Raw genomic sequence first — 17386 nt, forward strand, 5'->3', positions numbered from 1 at the left:
CACACCCGTCGCAGTAACACCACTGGTCCCGCTAAGCTTCAAGGAGCACGTGCGTGTCTGTTCCGCCGGTGGGGAAGCCGGCGGCGCGGACGTGCCGGAGGTCAATGGTGCAATGATGTCTGCGAACAAGATGTCTGCGAATTCCGGAGCGTCCGGCGGCTCCGGTTCCGCAGCAAGTCGGGGGAATTCCCGCGCACAACGTGAAGCCGCGACACAGGGGCAACCTGTGCTCGGCGGCGGCACCCAGTTTCTCACCGTCGCCGAAGTGGCGAGTCTGATGCGGGTGTCCAAGATGACGGTCTACCGGCTCGTGCACTCGGGCGAGTTGCCCGCCGTGCGGGTCGGACGATCGTTCCGGGTGCACGCCAAGGCGGTGCACGACTATCTGGAAACGTCCTATTTCGACGCCGGATGAGGCGGTTTCGGTACCGCTGGGGCGTGACGGTACGATAGCTCCTCGGTTCGTGTTCGCCCGCCGGTGGCATCGTTGTTCGTTGCCCCGTGGTATCCGGCGGCGCGAACACGGGGCGTGAGGCTTGCCGAGTGACCCCGGCCCGTCGGCCGGGGCGCGGCAGACGGGCGTCCGGCAATCGCGCACGGGCAGCGTGCGCGCCGAGTAGAGAGAACGCGAGGACAACCCTATGGGTTCTGTGATCAAGAAGCGCCGCAAGCGCATGTCGAAGAAGAAGCACCGCAAGCTGCTTCGCCGCACGCGTGTTCAGCGGCGCAAACTCGGCAAGTAGGCATCGCTGCGTGGTAGCTGCGCGAGCCCGTCACCAATAGGTGACGGGCTCTTTTATTTGAAACTTGAAATTTTGGAATCACCGTTTGTATCACGTGACTGAAGTCATCGTTAGATCCTGGTTAATACTCTCGGTGCGCGGGTAGGTAACCGCTACGCTGGGCACTGGGAATAATCACAAGGGCGGCTGGCAAGGGAAAGCGGGTGCCGGTGAGTTCTGAGGGTCGGGAAGTGTACGCGCCGAAGGTCGTGCTGGTCACCGGGGCCAGCCGGTTCTTCGGCGGCACGGTCGTCGCCCGCCTCGCCCAGCAACCCGCGATCGAACGGATCCTCGCCGTCGACACGATGACGCCGAGCCGAGAGTTGCAGCGGCGCATGGGCCGCGCGGAATTCGTCCGGGCGGACATTCGAAATCCGTTGATCCGTAAGGTGATCGATGGTGGCGAGGTGGATACCGTGGTGCACACCGCGCTGCTGACGCGCCCGCCCGCGGGCGGCGGTCGCGCGGTGATGAAGGATTACAACGTCCTCGGCGCGATGCAGCTGTTCGCGGTGTGCCAGAAGGTGGCTTCGGTGCGCCGGGTGGTGCTGCGCTCCTCGTCGGCGGTTTACGGTTGCAGCGCCAAGGATCCCGCGAAATTCACCGAGGAAATGAGCGCGCGCACACCGCCGCGCGGTGGCTTCGCGCGGGACATGATCGATATAGAGGGTTATGTTCGCGGGCTGGCCCGGCGGCGCCCCGATATCGCCACGTCAATTCTGCGATTCGCCCCCATCGTCGGCCCGCGGCTGGCCGCCCGCGGGGCGCAATATCTGCGTTCGCCGGTGACCCCAACCGTATTCGGCCGGGACGCCAGAATGCAGCTGCTGCACGAGGAGGACGCGGTGGCCGCGTTGACCCACGCGGCGCGCGGCGCGGCAGGTGGCACGTACAACATCGCGGGCGACGGCGCGCTGTCGCTGTCGCAGGCGGTCCGGCGGGCGGGCCGGATCGAGTTGCCCGTTCCCTTCACGGTGTTCCGCACCGCGGGTCGCCTGCTCATGGGCCCGGTGCTGCGGGAGTTCTCCGCCGAACAGCTCGACTATTTCCACTTCGGTTGTGGCCTGGACACCACGCGCATGCGCACCGAATTCGGGTTCGTGCCGCGCTGGACGACCGTGCAGGCATTCGACGACTTCATCGGGGGCGCAGCGTTGCGGCCCGTGGTCGATCCAGCGTGGATCGACGCCGCAGAACACAAACTGCTCGGCCTGCTCGGGGCCGGTACGGGAGCACACCAATGAACGACGTAGCGAAAGTCATCCGACTCCACGACCTCCAGACCGAGGCGCGCCAGCGGCCGGCGCCACGCAGGCTGGCCGCTCCGAGTCCGGTGACGTCGCTGGTGGAGCGGCGCGCGGCGGTCGCGCCCGCCGCGCCCCAGTCGCTGTCGGGAATGCTGCGCGGCGCGCTCGGCAAGCAGATCTCCAAGACCGCGGATTTCGCGCGCCGCAGGCTCACCGGCGACTACCAGGTCGACGAGTTCGGTTTCGACGAGCATCTGCTCGAGTCGGTCATCCTGCCCGCCCTGCGTCCGCTGTCGGACCTGTGGTTCCGGGTGGAGGTCAGCGGCATGGACAATCTCCCGGAAGCCGGCGGCGCGCTGATCGTGGCCAACCACGCGGGCACCGTGCCGATCGACGGTCTGATGCTGCAGCTGGCCGTGCACGATCGGCATCCCAAGCAGCGCGCGTTGCGCTTGCTGGCGGCCGACCTGATCTTCGAGACGCCCGTGCTCGGGGTGCTGGCTCGCCGGGCGGGCCACACGCTGGCCTGCCGGGAGGACGCCGAACGGCTGCTGCGCTCCGGCGAGCTGACCGGCGTGTTCCCCGAAGGGTTCAAGGGCGTCGGCAAGCAGTACACCGATCGCTACAAGCTGCAGCGCTTCGGTCGCGGCGGCTTCGTCGCCGCCGCGGTGCGCACCGGCGTGCCGATCATCCCGTGCTCCATCGTCGGCTCCGAGGAGATCTACCCGAAGCTGGCCGACCTCAAGCCGCTGGCCCGGCTCCTGGGTCTCCCGTATTTCCCCGTGACGCCGCTTTTCCCGCACCTCGGCCCGCTGGGGGCGGTGCCGCTGCCGTCGAAGTGGTACATCGAATTCGGCGCCCCCATCCCGACCGCGCCGTACGAGCCCGAGGCCGCCGACGACCCGATGACCATGTTCGAGGTCACCGACCAAGTGCGCGAGACCATCCAGCAGACGCTCTACAAACTGCTCACCAAACGCCGCAACGTTTTCACGGGGTAGCGGATGCGCTAGTGACCGTCGCGGCGGCGGGTTACCGCCGCCGCTACGGCACCGCCCGCTGCGCCGAGGGCCAGGGCGGTGGGTACGCCGATCTTTGCCGCCTTGCGGCCGGTTCGGAAGTCGCGGATCTCCCAGCCGCGGTTCTTGGCGACCTCGCGTAGATCCGAGTCCGGGTTGATCGCGACGGCGGTGCCGACCAGCGAGAGCATCGGCACATCGTTGTGGCTGTCGGAGTACGCGGTGCACCGCTTGAGGTTCAGGCCCTCGCGGATCGCCAGGGTGCGCACCGCATGCGCTTTGCCGAGTCCGTGCAGGATGTCGCCAACCAGGCGGCCGGTGAACTTCCCGTCGACACTCTCGGCCACGGTGCCCAGCGCTCCGGTGAGCCCGAGCCGCTTCGCGATCACCTGCGCCAGCTCCACCGGGGTCGCGGTCACCAGCCACACCTGCTGGCCCGCGTCCAGGTGCATCTGCGCGAGCGCGCGGGTGCCGGGCCAGATCTTGTCGGCGATGATCTCGTCGTAGATCTCCTCGCCCAGCGCGGCCAGTTCGGCGGTCGAGCGCCCGGCGATGAACGCCAGCGCCTTCTCCTTGCCGCTGGCCATGTCGGTGCTGCTCTCCTTGCCGGTGACCCGGAACTTCACCTGTTTCCAGGCGACATCCACCAGATCGGAGGTCTTGAAGTACTTGCGCGCCGCCAGACCGCGGGCGAAATGCACGATCGAGGCGCCCTGCACCATCGTGTTGTCGACGTCGAAGAACGCCGCCGCGGTCAGGTCGCGCGGCGCCTCGGGACCAGCGGCCTCCACCTCGCCCGCGGCGAGCTCGGCGTCGTGCAGGGTCAGCGCCGCGTCCGCGCTCGCCTCACCGGCCAGATTGGCCCGCAATTCTTCTTCAGTCGGGCCGAAGGGGCTGCGCGAGATGCGGGCGAGCTGGTCCTGCAGACCTTGGCCCATCTGGCTCAGATTCCACCGCGCCGGAAACTCACCGAATCGTCCCGCGATGAATCCGGCCCTCGCCACCTTCGATCGTTCCGGCACCAGTACCTCCGCCCGTCGCGCGAACCATGTCAACAGTAGCCGGATCGGCCGACAGTCACGGCAGAAGGCGGCGCGCGACACAATCGCGTGGCGCGCACCGAGCCCGCATGGCGTTCCGGCCGCTGATTGAATTCCGGTCATGACCAATCACACACATTCGGTGACATTGCTGACTCGCGCGGGCTGTGGACTGTGTGCGACGGCACTGGAACAGCTGCGCGTGATCTGCGCCGAATTCGGTTTCGAACCGGCGACCGTCGACGTCGACGAAGCCGCCGCTACCGACCCTGGCCTGCGCGCGGAGTACGGCGACCGGCTTCCCGTCGTCCTGCTCGACGGCCGCGAACACAGCTATTTCGATGTCGACGAGACTCGATTGCGGGCCGACCTGGAGCGCTGAGCGCGCCGTTTTCCGTCCGATTCGGCCACTGTGCTGGTCGCGGCGGAAAATGAGGCCAATTTCACCGACTTTGTGCAGGGCTTCACAAGCAGTTACGGTGGTGGCAACGCGACCCGCATGCCGAGGCTGCGGAGCCGCCCCGAAATCCGAAACTTCGACACCATGGCACCGGACCGCCCCCGGGTCAGAAGGGTCGAGCGACGAACCGGAGCCCGAGGCCCGGGACGAGGAGCCGACGACGTGACAGAGCAGCATGAGGCGCCAGGCGGCGTCTCCGGCAGGGCTCTGCAGAAGGACATCCCGCAGGCCACCGTCGCGCGGCTGGCTACCTATCTTCGGGTCCTCGCCATGTTGGCCGACGACGGTGTTGCCATCGTATCGAGTGAGGAACTGGCTGTCGCGGCGGGTGTCAATTCGGCCAAATTGCGCAAGGATCTATCCTTCCTCGGCCCCAACGGCGTTCGCGGCGTCGGCTACGACGTGGCCAAGCTCCGCTCCCGGATCGAGGATGTGCTCGGTCTGTCGCAGGGCCACCGTGTCGTGCTGGTCGGCGCGGGAAACCTGGGCCGGGCACTGGTTGGCTACGGCGGGTTTCAGCGGCGCGGTTTCACCGTGGTCGGCATTCTCGACAGCGACCCCGCGGTGATCGGCATGCCGGTCGCCGGACTGGTGGTGCGCGACGTCGCGGAGCTGGCCGCGGCGGTCGCCGAGCTGGAGCCGACCATCGCGGTGATCACCGTTCCCGACGACGCGGCCCAGGACGTGTGCGATCGGCTCGTCGCGTTCGGACTGCAGTCGATTCTGAGTTTCGCCCCCTGCGAGCTGGTCGCACCGGCCACGGTCGAGGTCCGTCGCGTCGACCTGGCCGTCGAGATGCAGATGCTGTCGTTCGAACGGGTGCGCAACGCGGAGCAGGCTCCGCTGCCGGTCGCGCACGCCGGGTCGGGTCGCATCGCGCACCGCCTGCCGACTTCGCATCCGGCACTCCAGCACTCGGCAACCCCGCATACGGCAACCTCGCATACGGCAACGGAGCCAAGCAGCAAGGGATCGGTGGTCACACCATGAGTGAGCGCAGCGAGCGAATCATGCAGTTCAGCACGGCGGAGGATTCCGTTCGTGCCGGGACGGTGACGGCATGAGCGTTCTCCTCGTCGGCATCTCGCACCGCAGCGCGCCGGTTCCCGTGCTGGAGAAGGTGGCCGTCACCGACACCGACCGGCCGAAGCTGATCGACCGCCTGATCTCCTCGAGTCATGTGTCCGAGGCGATGATCGTCTCCACTTGCAACCGGGTCGAGGTCTACGCGGTGGTCGACGCCTTCCACGGCGGTCTCGCCGAGATCGGCGATCTGCTGACCAAGCACTCCGGCCTGCCGATGCCGGATCTGACCAAGCACGCCTACGTCCGCTACTCCGAGGCCGCCGCCGAGCATCTGTTCGCGGTCGCCAGTGGCCTGGACTCGATGGTGGTCGGCGAGCAGCAGGTGCTCAGCCAGATTCGCGGGGCCTACGCCTCCGCCGACGCGCAGCGCGCGGTCGGGCGGACCCTGCACGAGCTGGCGCAGCACGCGCTGCGGGTCGGCAAGCGGGTGCACGCCGAAACCGGCATCGACCGCGCGGGCGCGTCGGTGGTGTCGGTCGCGCTCGATCGCGCGCAGCAGGTGCTCGGCCCCCTGGCCGGCCGGACCGCCGCGGTGGTCGGAGCGGGGGCCATGGGCGGTCTCGCGGTCGCGCATCTCTCCCGAGCCGGGATCGGCCGGATCATCGTGGTGAACCGCACCATCGCGCGGGCGCGCAGGCTCGCCGAGACCGCGCGGACGCACGGCGTCGAGGCCGAGGCCATGGAGCTGTCGCGGCTCACCGAGGCGATGTCCGCGACCGACGTGGTGGTCACCTGTACCGGCGCGGTCGGCGCGGTCGTGACGCTCGCCGACACCCACCGCGCGCTCACCGACCGCGAGCGCGGCGAGGAATTCGCCACGGTGGACCGGCCGTTGGTGTTCTGCGATCTCGGCTTGCCGCGCGATGTGGAGCACGCCGTGGCCGGACTGCCCGGCGTCACACTCATCGACATCGAGACCTTGCAGCGCGATCCGGCCGCGGGCGCCGCCGCCGACGACACGGCAGCCGCCCGATCGATCGTCGCCGACGAGCTCGCGAAGTATCTCGCCGGACAGCGGATGGCCGAGGTCACCCCGACGGTGGCGGCGCTGCGCCAGCGTGCGGCGGAGGTGGTCGAGGCCGAACTGCTGCGTCTGGATTCGCGGCTGCCCGGCCTCGCCGACCCGGAACGCGACGAGGTAGCGCGCACGGTGCGCCGGGTGGTCGACAAGCTGCTGCACGCGCCGACGGTGCGGGTCAAGCAGCTCGCCTCCACGCCGGGCGGCGACAGCTACGCCGAGGCGTTGCGCGAATTGTTCGAACTGAAGCCGGGCGCGGCCCAGGCGGTCGCCGCGCCGATGGAGATCACCGCGCTCGCGGACGACCGCGCCGAGATCACATTGGCCGACGGGGAGATCGCGCTGGCCGACGACTTCACCGCGGGCCATCGCGGCGAGGAACAGGGGCAGACGGCATGACCATGGTTCACCGAGAAGGCAACGCCACCGCGGAAGGCACTCGTGCCCCGTGGCGGATCGGCACCCGCGGGAGCCTGCTCGCGCTGACCCAGGCGGGCACGGTGCGCGACGCGCTGATCGCGGCCGGTCAGCCCGCCGAGCTGGTCGTCATCAAGACCGCCGGTGACCTGTCGTCGGACCCGGTGCAGAAGATCGGCGTCGGCGTGTTCACCTCCGCGCTACGCGACGAGCTGGCGGCGGGCGCGATCGACATCGCCGTGCACTCCTACAAGGATTTGCCGACCGCGCAGGACCCGCGCTTCACCATCGCCGCCATCCCGCCCAGGGAGGACCCGCGTGACGCGCTGGTCGCGCGCGACGGACTGGTCCTCGGCGAGCTGCCCGCGGGCGCGAAGGTCGGCACCTCCGCGCCGCGTCGCGCCGCTCAGTTGCGGGCGCTCGGGCTGGGCCTGGACATCGTCCCGCTGCGCGGCAACCTGGACACCCGGCTGCGCAAGGTCCGGGAGGGCGAGCTGGACGCCGTGGTGGTGGCCAGAGCCGGACTGGCTCGCATCGATCGGCTGGACGCGGTCACCGAGTCGCTGGAGCCGGTGCAGATGCTCTCCGCTCCCGCGCAGGGCGCGCTCGCGGTCGAATGCCGCAGCGACCACACCGCGCTGGTGGAGATCCTTTCCGGCCTCGACGACGCGGCCACCCGCGCGTCGGTCGTCGCCGAGCGGTCGCTGCTGGCCGAACTCGAGGCGGGCTGCACCGCACCGATCGGTGCGCTCGCCGAGGTGGTCGAATCGCTCGACGACGAAGGGCGGATCGTGGACGAACTGTCGCTGCGCGCGTGCGCGGCGGCCGTCGACGGATCCGACGTGCTGCGCGCATCGGTGGTCGGCGCCCCGGACGACGCCGCCGAGCTCGGCCGCGCACTTGCCCGCGAGTTGCTCGACATGGGTGCGCGCGAGTTGCTCGCCACCGAACCGGACGATGGTTCCCCCACCCGGGCGGTGAGTTCGCCCGCCACAGACTTGCCCAACCCCAGCCCAATGGAGAACAGCCGATGAGCGGAAGCATAGGCACCGTGCCTTCGGGTATGCCGGAGCCGAGCGCAAGCGAGGTGCAGGCATGAGCCGAGCCACGAAGAAGCACCCCGGTCGCATCCTTTTCGTCGGATCGGGTCCGGGTGACCCGGCGCTGCTCACGGTGCGGGCCCGTGAGGTCATCGGGCGGGCGACGCTGGCGTTCACCGACCCGGATGTCGACAAGGGTGTGCTCGCCCTGATCGGCACCTCGGTCGAGCCGGGGCCCGACGGCGAACGTCCCGTCGACGTGCGGCCCGCGCTCGGCGAGCCGGCCGAGGTGGCCAAGACGCTCATCGCCGAAGCGCGTGCCGGGCACGACGTGGTGCGCGTGGTCGCGGGCGACCCGCTGACCACCGATTCGGTGATCGCCGAGGTCAACGCCGTCACCCGCTCGCACATGGTCTTCGAGGTGCTGCCCGGCCTGCCCAACGGTTCCGCGGTGCCCAGCTACGCCGGCATCGCGCTCGGTTCCGGGCACACCGAGGCGGACGTGCGCGGCGAGGTCGACTGGGCCGCGCTCGCGGCCGCGCCCGGCCCGCTGGTCCTGCACTCGACCTCGGGTCATCTCGCGGAGACCGCGAGCGCCCTGGTCGAGCACGGCATGGCGCCGCAGACCCCGGTCGCGGTGACGGTACGGGGCACCACCCGTCAGCAGCGCACCATCGAGGCCACTCTGGCCACGCTGAACAGCGCCGCCTCCGAACTGGTCGGCCCGCTGGTGGTGACCATCGGCAAGGTGGTCGCGCAGCGCTCGAAGATGTCCTGGTGGGAGTCGCGCGCGCTGTACGGCTGGACCGTGCTGGTGCCGCGCACCAAGGACCAGGCCGCGGAGATGAGCGAACGGCTCGTCACGCACGGCGCCATCCCGATGGAGGTGCCGACCATCGCGGTCGAGCCGCCGCGCAGCCCCGCCCAGATGGAGCGCGCGGTCAAGGGTTTGGTCGACGGTCGCTACCAGTGGGTGGTGTTCACCTCCACCAACGCGGTCCGCGCGGTGTGGGAGAAGTTCGCCGAATTCGGTCTGGACGCGCGGGCGTTCTCCGGTGTGAAGATCGCCTGCGTGGGGGAGGCCACCGCCGACAAGGTGCGGTCGTTCGGCATCAACCCCGAGCTGGTGCCCAGCGGCGAGCAGTCCTCCGAGGGCCTGCTGGCCGACTTCCCGCCTTACGACGACGTGTTCGACCCGGTGAACCGGGTGCTGCTGCCGCGCGCCGACATCGCCACCGAGACGCTGGCCGAGGGCTTGCGCGATCGCGGCTGGGAGATCGACGACGTCACGGCCTACCGCACGGTGCGCGCTTCGCCGCCGCCCGCGGAGACCCGCGAGATGATCAAGACCGGCGGTTTCGACGCGGTCCTGTTCACCTCGTCCTCCACGGTGCGCAACCTGGTCGGCATCGCGGGCAAGCCGCACGCCCGCACCATCGTGGCCTGCATCGGCCCCAAGACCGCCGAAACCGCCATCGAATTCGGCTTGCGCGTTGACGTGCAGCCCGATGTGGCCCAAGTCGGTCCCCTGGTCGAAGCGCTGGCCGAGCACGCGGCCCGGCTGCGCGCCGAAGGACTCCTGCCGCCGCCGCGCAAGAAGAGCCGCCGCAGTAGGTAGTTTTGCTGTGTCGGTCTTTCCAGCGCCTGCGGCGCTGGGTGTTCGCGGCCCGGTCTCGCTTCGCTCGAAAGACGTGGTTGCGGTGCGCTGGGCGCCAGGGGTGATTCGCGGTCGCGAAGGCTCGCTTATGCGGCTTCGCGACCGCGACCCGAACCAGCGATCGGATCTCAGTACCGTCTGCGCATCAAGGTGCGGACCATGGAGCAGGTGGCGTCGGAGGGTGGGCGGATGCCGATTACCTCGGCGGTGTGCCTGATTCGCTTGTTCGTGGCGTAACTCGGTGCGTAGACGCCGGAGTCGAGCAGTGCGATCGCCAGGCGCATCGCCTTGAGCCGCCGGTTGTGCAGGACGTACCACGCCTTGGGGCGGCCCGGAGGCAGCGGGCGCTTCTGCAAAGGGGTGTAGGGGCGATCGATGAGAACGGTTTGTGGTGTGCGCATTGGCATCCCTCCCGTGGCGATCGGGGGCGGGCGAGCCCCCTCGAACGTACCTTCGATTGTACCCGGGGGGACCGACAAACTTGGCTGGCCAGAAGGGTTTTCGAGCGTCCAGTGGCTCACAGATCGTGCAACAGTCGCATCGACTGCGGATGGCCGAGCGCGGCCGCGCGTTCCAGCCACTGCCTGGCTTCCCGCTGCGCCGGCGTGCGGCCGGTCGCGATGGCGGCGGCGGTCCGCAGCACCTCGGGGTCGGCGAAATCGCCTGCGAGGTAGGGGGTGTTGGCGGCGCGCAGCAATAGCGCGAGGTGGAACATCGAGTCCGGGTCGCCCGCTTCGGCGCCCTTGCGCAACCACCGCTCACCCTCGATCGGCTCGCCGCGGTCCAGATGCAAGGCGCCGAGCACCGCCATCGCATCGGTCCTTCCCCGCCGCGCGGCCTCGGTGAGCAGGTCGATCGCGCGGTCGAATTCGCCGCGGCGCGCCAAGCGCAAACCGAGACTGCGCATGGCCGTGGGGTTTCCGGCGCGGGCAGCTCGTTCGTACCACTGCTCGGCCTCTTCGTCGCGTCCACGCCGGTTGGCGATGACGCCCATATTGCAGAGGGCTTCCGGCAACCCGCGCTCGGCGGCCGGCCGCAACCAGCGCTCCGCCTCATCGATATTCCCGCGCTCGGTGTGCAGCAGGCCCAGCTGCATCCCCGCCGCTTCGTTGCCGCGGCCGGCGGCGGTCTCCAGCCAGTGGATCCCCTCGCCGATCCGCCCGTCGGCTCCCAGCAGCGCGCCGAGCATGCCCATCGCCGGCGCGCTGCCACCCGCGGCGGCCCGGCGCAGCCAGCGTTCGGCGCCCGCCGCGTCGCCCGCGTGCCACAGCGCTTCGGCGCGCCGTTGCATGGCGACCAACTCGACCTCGCTCGGCGGCTCGGTCATCTCAACAGCCCGTCTCGCGGAACACCACGCCGTCCATCATCGCGCCTGTTCCATCGGGACGCGGTACCCGTTCGCGTGCGCGTAAGCGGTCAGCTGCGCGTCGTAGTTGCGGAGGCTGTCCAGCAGCCAGGTGTGTCCGGTGTCCTTGACCACCACGATCGGCCCCCGGCTGCCCGGCGGAAGCGTGGGTACCGAGCCGTCGAGGTACCAGGACGTGGTCGACCACGGGAAGATGAAGGCCCAGCCGATGTCGGCGACCCGCTGCGGCGGCCCGAGCTGTAAGGGGTCGACCGGGGTGGCATGCCGTGCGCTGTGCTGGGCGAGCAGATGCCGTGCGCTGTTGCGGGCCACGCGCACGTCCAGCGGCCCCGAAGCGGTGTCCGGAAACCGGAGGCTGGTCTCCGCCCCTGCGCACAGTCGTCGGCCCGCCGCCTCCGTCACCTGGCACGGCCTGCTCTGCAGGCGGAGGAAGACGCAGCGGGCGGTGTCGGAGAAGCGCAACTGGACGATGGCGTCCTCGGTGCCGCCGGCCAGGTGCGTCCCCCGGCTGCGTATCCACTCGGGCTCGTCGGGCCGGATGCCGAGCATCCGGAAGGCGACGTGCGCGCCCGGCATCACCTCGGGCGCGGCCGATTGTCGTGCGACGAACTCCACGGCGAAGTTCTGCCCGGTGGCGTCGGTGGCACGCCAGACCCGCAGCATGAACGCGGGCGGAGGCAGACCGTCGGTGAGCACGGGCCACCAGTCGGCCAGCAACACCGCCGCCCACGACTCGAAGTCGGCGGCTCTGGCCAGCGAGATGTCGATGTGCGGATCGGTCATGCTTGTCCCCCAGCGGGTCTCGCCTAGTCGGAGTATGCGCCTTCGTCAGGGGGGTAATGTGTGATTTCGCACACTGTTATCACTCGGATGGCATGAGTGATCGCCGGGTAACGCGCGGCAGCTGTCCCAGAGGGTCGGGCCCGGCGTCGCGGAGCGGGCCACGGGCGCTCGCGACAGCGGATCGCGCCGGGCGTATCGTGCGATTCATGACCGGAATGGACCGCCCACGGCGGTTGCGCCGTACTCCCGCTCTGCGCCGTCTCGTGGCCGAAACCACGCTCGAACCACGGCAATTGGTGCTGCCGATGTTCGTGGCCGACGGCTTGGCGGAGCCGCGTCCGATCGGCTCCATGCCGGGCGTGGTGCAGCATTCGCTCGACTCGCTGCGCAAGGCGGCGGTCGAGGCGGTCGCGGCGGGTGTCGGCGGCATCATGCTGTTCGGCGTGCCGCGTCCGGAGGACAAGGACGCGGTAGGCAGCGCGGCCAGCGATCCGCGCGGCATCCTCAACCGCGGCCTGCGCGCCCTCGCCGACGAGGTGGGCGACTCGACCGTGGTCATGGCCGACACCTGCCTGGACGAGTTCACCGATCACGGGCACTGCGGTGTGCTCGCGGCCGACGGCGCGGTCGACAACGACGCGACGCTGGACCGCTACGTCGAGATGGCGCTCGCCCAGGCCGATGCGGGCGCCGACCTGCTCGGCACCAGCGGCATGATGGACGGCCAGGTAGGCGCGATCCGGCGCGGTCTGGACGCGGCCGGGCGCATCGATACCGGCATCCTGGCCTACTCCGCCAAATACGCTTCGGCGTTCTACGGACCGTTCCGGGAAGCGGTCGCTTCCTCGCTGGAAGGCGACCGGCGCACCTATCAGCAGAACCCGGCAAATCGGCGCGAGGCGATCCGCGAGCTCGAACTGGACCTGGCCGAGGGCGCGGACATCGTCATGGTCAAGCCGGCCATGTCGTATCTGGACATTCTCCGCGAGGTCGCCGATCACTCGACGGTCCCGGTCGCCGCCTACCAGATCTCCGGCGAGTACGCGATGATCACCGCCGCCGCCGAGCGCGGCTGGATCGACCGCCGCGGCGCCGTCCTCGAGTCGCTGCTGAGCATTCGCCGGGCCGGCGCGGACTTCGTGCTCACCTACTGGGCGACCGAGGCCGCGAACTGGCTGTCGTGACGAATATGGCGGGACCGTTCGCCGCGGGCTCGGCCCGGCCCCCGATGCCGGAGGATGTCGGTACCGCGCGGCAGCTGTGGTGGGGTGTCGTCGGATTCGGCGTGGTGCAGTTGATCGCCTCGATCGTCGCTGCCCTGGATCAGCGGCGCACGTTCGCCGAGCAGGTCTTCGAGCAGGCCAGGACGCAAGATCCGCAGGTCACGATGGCAAGCGCCGAGCTGATGGTGTCGCTGGTCTACGTAGTCGTGGTGCTGATCGGGCTCGGTCTGTCCGCGCTCGCTCTGGTGATCGTGCACCAGTTCGGGCGTGGCAAACCGTGGGCGCGCACCGTGCTGACGGTCCTCGGCGCTTGGTCCGTGGTGATCGGCGTCGGCGCGTTGCTGGCAATCGACGCGGTGACCGGGACGGCCTCGCTCGTCGCGGGCGGTGCTTCCATCGTGCAGGGCGTGCTCGCGGTCGGCGCCATCTATCTGTCCCACCGACCCGAAGCCACCGCTTACTTCCAGCCGGGCAGGCGTTGAGGCTCTGAATGGAACAGGTTTCCAATTTGTCCGAGACAGTCCGGCATGTATGGTGAGGGTTGTCACAGTGGACGTGGAAACCGGTAGTCGTCTGCCGTTCGTTGGCGCTTATTACGCGCGCGAACTCGGCAAATGGCTCCGGAGGATCGGAGGCATCGATGCGAGTGGTGATCCAGCAGCCGCACAGCATTCGGCGGGATCTGGCCGTCTTGAGTCTGCTGATTCTGTTCGCCGTGCTGACCGTCGCCGTGCTGTTGCTGCCCGGCTTGAGTCGCTGATTCCGCTCTCCGCCTTGGTCCACGCTGCCGCGGGGGCTCCGGCGTGACCGCCGAAGCCGTCTTGTTCACCGAGCCGGGCGCCCGCTGGCGCGCCGTGGCCTACGGGCCGATCCTGTGCCTGGCCGTTCTCGTCCTGGAACTCGTCACCGGTGGTGACGTGCACTGGTTCGCCCTGCTGTTCTGTGCCGCGCTGATCGCCGGTTTCGTCGCACTGCAAGTGGTCGCGGGCAAACGGCACGTCGGCGTCGAACTCACCGCGGAGACGCTGCGTTCGGGCACCGAGTCGCTCCCGCTGAGCTCGATCGCGGAGGTCATGCCGGAACGGGACGAGAACTCCTGGGACGACGAAGAGTGGGAGTCGGCCAGGGCGCTCGGTGAGCTGAGCGGCGTGCCGCGCCGCCGTACCGGCATCGGGCTGCGGCTGGCCGACGGCAGCCTGGTGCAGGCCTGGGCCAGAGACCACAAGGCGCTGCGCGCGGCGTTGACCGAGGCCGTTCAACGCAGTTCGGACGGAGTGGACCGATGAGGCGCTGGCTGGTCGCGGTGCTGGTGGAAGTGGATCTGTTCGTGCTCGCGCTGATCGGGGCGGCGTTGAGCGCACGCGCGGGCATGCGCACCACCGATTTCCCGCCGTCCGGCGACGCCCCGGGTTTCACCGCGATCCGCTATGCCGCGCCTTGGTGGCTATTGGCCACGCTGCTCGTCGCGGTGGCCGGTGTGCTCGCCATCGACGCCGCGGCCCGGCTCGCGCGTGGACTGCGTGGCGCCGGAGCCGTGCGCTGATCGACGCGAATTCGTCTGCGATCGTTTCATGCCGCGCGCAGCGGGAACGCCGATCACATGAAACCAACTGTCCAGCGAACACTTTTCGGTGCGGTGGCGGCCGGTGTGATCGGCGCGGCCGCAGCCGTACCAGCCACCGCGTCCGCCGAAACCGTTCCGCAAGAGCCTGTTCCGGTGACACCCGCCTTCGCGGCCACGCCGCCGGCACCGCTGCTGCACGCGCTGCCGACGCCGTTGGCGTGCCTGGTGACGACCGGCTTCGCCGCGTTCTGTCTGGGCATCACGTAGCCACGGATTGCCTGCTAACCGCTGCGGACCGCGCGCAGGCGGGTTACCGTGCTACCGCCCCCGGTTCGGCGCCCGACGCCCGCCGACCGTGCGCTTTGGTTGGAATGGCCCTGGGGCCGTTAGTATTTCGGCCGTATCTGGTACGTGCGTCGATGAAGGAAAGTGTTCGATGAACCGGTTCGCCGTGAAGATTTGTGCCGCGTTTGCCGTGGCCGCCGCCCTCGGACTCGGGGCCGCGCCCGCAGGCGCGACCCCGGGACTGCCACTGGAGGACGCGAACCCGGTCGATGCGCCGATCCTGGTGCCGGATTCCGGATCCGCCGGCCCTTACAACGGGTTCATGTGCTTCCTGCACACGATGTCGGCGCAGGTCCCCTGCATGTACGCCTGACTGCGGCGGCCCGGCGCCCGTTCAGTTCCAGTGCTGGTAGATGTCCAGCACACGGCCGTCGCGGGTGCCGGGGGCGTTCAGGTAGACGGTGACCGTGCCGTCCGGATGGCCCGCCGCCTCCAGCACCACCTGGCGCAGTGTGGCGTGCACCGCACCGCGGTCGTCGCGGTAGATCGCGGAGTCGTTCTTCAGTCCGGCGCCGATCCGGCTGGGCGGGACGAACATGGTGACCACGGCGGGAATCGGCCCGCCGGCCAGCGCTGCGGTCGCCGTGTGGTCCAAGGGGATGGCCAGCCGCACGTCATCGATTTGATCGAGCGGCTGCGCGGCGGCGGATCCGGCGCCGAGTGCCATTGCGGCCCCCGCGACGACGGCGAGCACACCCACGCTGACGATGGCAATCCGCATGCAGACCCTCCCGAACGATGGACGAATGTGAGCTGAGACTACGCACCGGCAACCGTTCAGCGATCGAAATCCGCGCGAACCCCACCTCGGCGTGTTGCCGGGCGGCTGCGGCCTGCATCACTGCACTACACCCTGTCGTCAAGCCGATTTTCCGGTGCTGAGAGACTGGAACTCGTGAGTTCTTCTCCGCGCGTGACCAGTGCCGCTGTGCCGGTTTCCGCTCAGCTCTTCGACCGGGCGAGTTCGGTGATTCCGGGTGGCGTCAACTCTCCGGTGCGGGCATTTCGATCCGTCGGCGGCACACCGCGATTCATCGCCTCGGCCGACGGCTGGAGGCTCGTCGACGCGGACGGCAACGAGTACGTCGACCTGGTCTGCTCCTGGGGGCCGATGATCCTCGGCCACGCGCATCCGGCGGTAGTCGAGGCGGTGCGCGGCGCGGCGAGCGGGGGTCTGTCCTTCGGCGCGCCGACCGAAGCCGAGATCGAACTCGCCGAGGAGATCGTGCGGCGGGTCACGCCGGTGGAGCGGGTACGGCTGGTGAACTCGGGCACCGAGGCGACGATGAGCGCGGTCCGGCTGGCCCGCGGCTACACCGGACGCACCAAGATCATCAAGTTCGCCGGTTGTTATCACGGCCACGTCGACGCGCTGCTCGCCGACGCGGGCTCCGGCGTCGCCACGCTCGGGCTGCCCACCTCGCCCGGCGTGACGGGCGCGCAGGCCGCCGACACCATCGTGCTGCCCTACAACGACATCGACGCCGTCGCCGCCGCGTTCGCCGCGAACCCGGGTCAGATCGCCTGCGTGATCACCGAGGCGGCGGCGGGCAACATGGGCGCGGTGGCGCCGCTGCCCGGATTCAACGCGGGACTGCGCGCGCTCACCGCCGAGCACGGGGCGCTACTCGTCATGGACGAGGTGATGACCGGATTCCGGGTCAGCGCCGCGGGTTGGTTCGGCCGGGAAGGCGTCGCGGGCGACCTCTACACCTTCGGCAAGGTGATGAGCGGCGGTCTGCCCGCGGCCGCGTTCGGCGGTCGCGCCGAGATCATGAACCACCTCGCGCCGCTCGGGCCGGTCTACCAGGCCGGGACGCTGTCCGGTAACCCGGTCGCGGTGGCCGCGGGCCTCGCCACACTGCGCGCGGCCGACGAGGCGGTGTACGCCGCGCTGGACCGCAACGCGCGGCGGCTCGGCGAGCTGTTCACCTCGGCGCTGACCGCCGCGGGGGTCGGGCATCAGGTCCAGTTCGCAGGCAATATGGTGAGCGTGTTCTTCGCCGAACGCCCGGTCACCGACTACGCCGCCGCCAAGGCGAGCGAGACCTGGCGCTATCCAGCGTTCTTCCACGCCCTGCTCGACGGTGGCGTGTACGCGCCGCCGAGCGCGTTCGAAGCGTGGTTCGTCTCCGCGGCGCTCGACGAGGACGCGTTCGACCGTATCGCTGCCGCCCTGCCCGCCGCCGCGCACGCGGCGGCGGCCGCCACCCCCGAAGGATCCCGCGCGTGACCTCCGACCTCGATCAGCCCGATGCCGACCGGCGCGAGCCGGCCAAGCCGTCCGCCGCGCCGGAGGTGACCGCGACGCACGGCGCGACCGCCGTCGCGGTCGATCC

The 17386-nt window shown here is 69.7% G+C and carries 21 protein-coding genes; 16 read left to right on the top strand and 5 right to left on the bottom strand.

Annotation, left to right across the window (positions count from 1 at the left end; genetic code table 11):
• Window positions 1-226: 226 nt before the first annotated feature.
• The 4 genes from ABZW96_RS06525 to ABZW96_RS06540 all read left to right on the top strand — a co-directional run bounded on the left by ABZW96_RS06525 (window position 227) and on the right by ABZW96_RS06540 (window position 3030).
• A complete protein-coding gene (locus ABZW96_RS06525; RefSeq protein WP_039802155.1) occupies window positions 227-415 on the top strand; it encodes a helix-turn-helix domain-containing protein in 189 nt (62 codons plus the stop codon).
• A gap of 226 nt (window positions 416-641) precedes the next feature.
• Window positions 642-743 carry an AURKAIP1/COX24 domain-containing protein gene (locus tag ABZW96_RS06530; protein ID WP_003402602.1) on the top strand — a complete coding sequence of 34 codons (102 nt, stop codon included), beginning with the start codon at window positions 642-644 and terminating at the stop codon, window positions 741-743.
• A gap of 209 nt (window positions 744-952) precedes the next feature.
• The gene (locus ABZW96_RS06535; protein WP_355071925.1) at window positions 953-2026 is read left to right on the top strand and encodes an NAD-dependent epimerase/dehydratase family protein; all 1074 of its coding nucleotides are present in this window, start codon (window positions 953-955) and stop codon (window positions 2024-2026) included.
• Entirely contained in the window at window positions 2023-3030 is a 1008-nt protein-coding gene (locus ABZW96_RS06540) for a lysophospholipid acyltransferase family protein (RefSeq protein ID WP_355071927.1), read from the top strand. The genes ABZW96_RS06535 and ABZW96_RS06540 overlap by 4 nt, the downstream gene beginning before the upstream one ends.
• 8 nt (window positions 3031-3038) lie before the next feature.
• Here the strand turns inward: ABZW96_RS06540 and ABZW96_RS06545 are convergent, their stop codons facing one another.
• Complete coding sequence (locus tag ABZW96_RS06545; RefSeq protein ID WP_355072136.1) at window positions 3039-3986, bottom strand: HAD-IB family hydrolase; 948 nt, start codon at window positions 3984-3986, stop codon at window positions 3039-3041.
• 223 nt (window positions 3987-4209) lie between these two features.
• On the opposite strand from ABZW96_RS06545, the gene ABZW96_RS06550 reads away from it, so the two are divergent.
• From ABZW96_RS06550 to ABZW96_RS06570, 5 genes are all read left to right on the top strand, one after another.
• Complete coding sequence (locus ABZW96_RS06550; RefSeq protein WP_355071929.1) at window positions 4210-4470, top strand: glutaredoxin family protein; 261 nt, start codon at window positions 4210-4212, stop codon at window positions 4468-4470.
• Between the two features lie 240 nt (window positions 4471-4710).
• Window positions 4711-5538, top strand: coding sequence for a redox-sensing transcriptional repressor Rex (locus ABZW96_RS06555; RefSeq protein WP_355071931.1), 828 nt, complete (start codon window positions 4711-4713; stop codon window positions 5536-5538).
• A gap of 70 nt (window positions 5539-5608) precedes the next feature.
• The gene (locus tag ABZW96_RS06560) at window positions 5609-7051 is read left to right on the top strand and encodes a glutamyl-tRNA reductase (protein WP_355071933.1); all 1443 of its coding nucleotides are present in this window, start codon (window positions 5609-5611) and stop codon (window positions 7049-7051) included.
• Complete coding sequence (hemC, locus tag ABZW96_RS06565; protein WP_355071935.1) at window positions 7048-8103, top strand: hydroxymethylbilane synthase; 1056 nt, start codon at window positions 7048-7050, stop codon at window positions 8101-8103. The genes ABZW96_RS06560 and hemC overlap by 4 nt, the downstream gene beginning before the upstream one ends.
• A 61-nt stretch (window positions 8104-8164) precedes the next feature.
• The gene (locus ABZW96_RS06570) at window positions 8165-9727 is read left to right on the top strand and encodes a bifunctional uroporphyrinogen-III C-methyltransferase/uroporphyrinogen-III synthase (RefSeq protein WP_355071937.1); all 1563 of its coding nucleotides are present in this window, start codon (window positions 8165-8167) and stop codon (window positions 9725-9727) included.
• Between the two features lie 167 nt (window positions 9728-9894).
• On the opposite strand, the gene ABZW96_RS06575 is transcribed toward ABZW96_RS06570, so the two are convergent.
• The 3 genes from ABZW96_RS06575 to ABZW96_RS06585 form a co-directional block, all read right to left on the bottom strand.
• Window positions 9895-10167 (bottom strand): hypothetical protein, encoded by a 273-nt coding sequence (locus tag ABZW96_RS06575; protein ID WP_355071939.1) that lies wholly within the window; start codon window positions 10165-10167, stop codon window positions 9895-9897.
• Window positions 10168-10283: 116 nt separating this feature from the next.
• The gene (locus ABZW96_RS06580) at window positions 10284-11093 is read right to left on the bottom strand and encodes a tetratricopeptide repeat protein (RefSeq protein WP_355071941.1); all 810 of its coding nucleotides are present in this window, start codon (window positions 11091-11093) and stop codon (window positions 10284-10286) included.
• Between the two features lie 36 nt (window positions 11094-11129).
• Window positions 11130-11915: a hypothetical protein gene (locus tag ABZW96_RS06585; protein ID WP_355071943.1), complete on the bottom strand. Its 786-nt coding sequence runs from the start codon at window positions 11913-11915 to the stop codon at window positions 11130-11132.
• A 206-nt stretch (window positions 11916-12121) separates the two neighbouring features.
• On the opposite strand from ABZW96_RS06585, the gene hemB reads away from it, so the two are divergent.
• The 6 genes from hemB to ABZW96_RS06615 all read left to right on the top strand — a co-directional run bounded on the left by hemB (window position 12122) and on the right by ABZW96_RS06615 (window position 15360).
• On the top strand, window positions 12122-13099 hold the full coding sequence (hemB, locus tag ABZW96_RS06590) for a porphobilinogen synthase (RefSeq protein WP_355071945.1): 978 nt from the start codon (window positions 12122-12124) through the stop codon (window positions 13097-13099).
• A 5-nt stretch (window positions 13100-13104) separates the two neighbouring features.
• Entirely contained in the window at window positions 13105-13620 is a 516-nt protein-coding gene (locus tag ABZW96_RS06595) for a hypothetical protein (RefSeq protein ID WP_355071947.1), read from the top strand.
• A gap of 321 nt (window positions 13621-13941) precedes the next feature.
• Window positions 13942-14424 carry a hypothetical protein gene (locus ABZW96_RS06600; protein ID WP_355071949.1) on the top strand — a complete coding sequence of 161 codons (483 nt, stop codon included), beginning with the start codon at window positions 13942-13944 and terminating at the stop codon, window positions 14422-14424.
• Complete coding sequence (locus ABZW96_RS06605) at window positions 14421-14681, top strand: hypothetical protein (protein WP_355071951.1); 261 nt, start codon at window positions 14421-14423, stop codon at window positions 14679-14681. Before ABZW96_RS06600 ends, ABZW96_RS06605 begins: the two co-directional genes overlap by 4 nt.
• 57 nt (window positions 14682-14738) lie before the next feature.
• Window positions 14739-14969 carry a hypothetical protein gene (locus ABZW96_RS06610; protein ID WP_355071952.1) on the top strand — a complete coding sequence of 77 codons (231 nt, stop codon included), beginning with the start codon at window positions 14739-14741 and terminating at the stop codon, window positions 14967-14969.
• A 169-nt stretch (window positions 14970-15138) separates the two neighbouring features.
• Entirely contained in the window at window positions 15139-15360 is a 222-nt protein-coding gene (locus ABZW96_RS06615) for a hypothetical protein (protein WP_355071954.1), read from the top strand.
• 21 nt (window positions 15361-15381) lie between these two features.
• On the opposite strand, the gene ABZW96_RS06620 is transcribed toward ABZW96_RS06615, so the two are convergent.
• Window positions 15382-15768, bottom strand: a complete 387-nt coding sequence (locus ABZW96_RS06620; protein ID WP_355071956.1) for a hypothetical protein — start codon at window positions 15766-15768, stop codon at window positions 15382-15384.
• 174 nt (window positions 15769-15942) lie between these two features.
• On the opposite strand from ABZW96_RS06620, the gene hemL reads away from it, so the two are divergent.
• A complete protein-coding gene (gene hemL / locus ABZW96_RS06625; RefSeq protein WP_355071957.1) occupies window positions 15943-17280 on the top strand; it encodes a glutamate-1-semialdehyde 2,1-aminomutase in 1338 nt (445 codons plus the stop codon).
• The last annotated feature ends 106 nt before the right edge of the window (window positions 17281-17386 follow it).

Source organism: Nocardia sp. NPDC004168 (genome assembly GCF_040610355.1).
In the GTDB taxonomy this organism is placed as follows: domain Bacteria; phylum Actinomycetota; class Actinomycetes; order Mycobacteriales; family Mycobacteriaceae; genus Nocardia; species Nocardia sichangensis.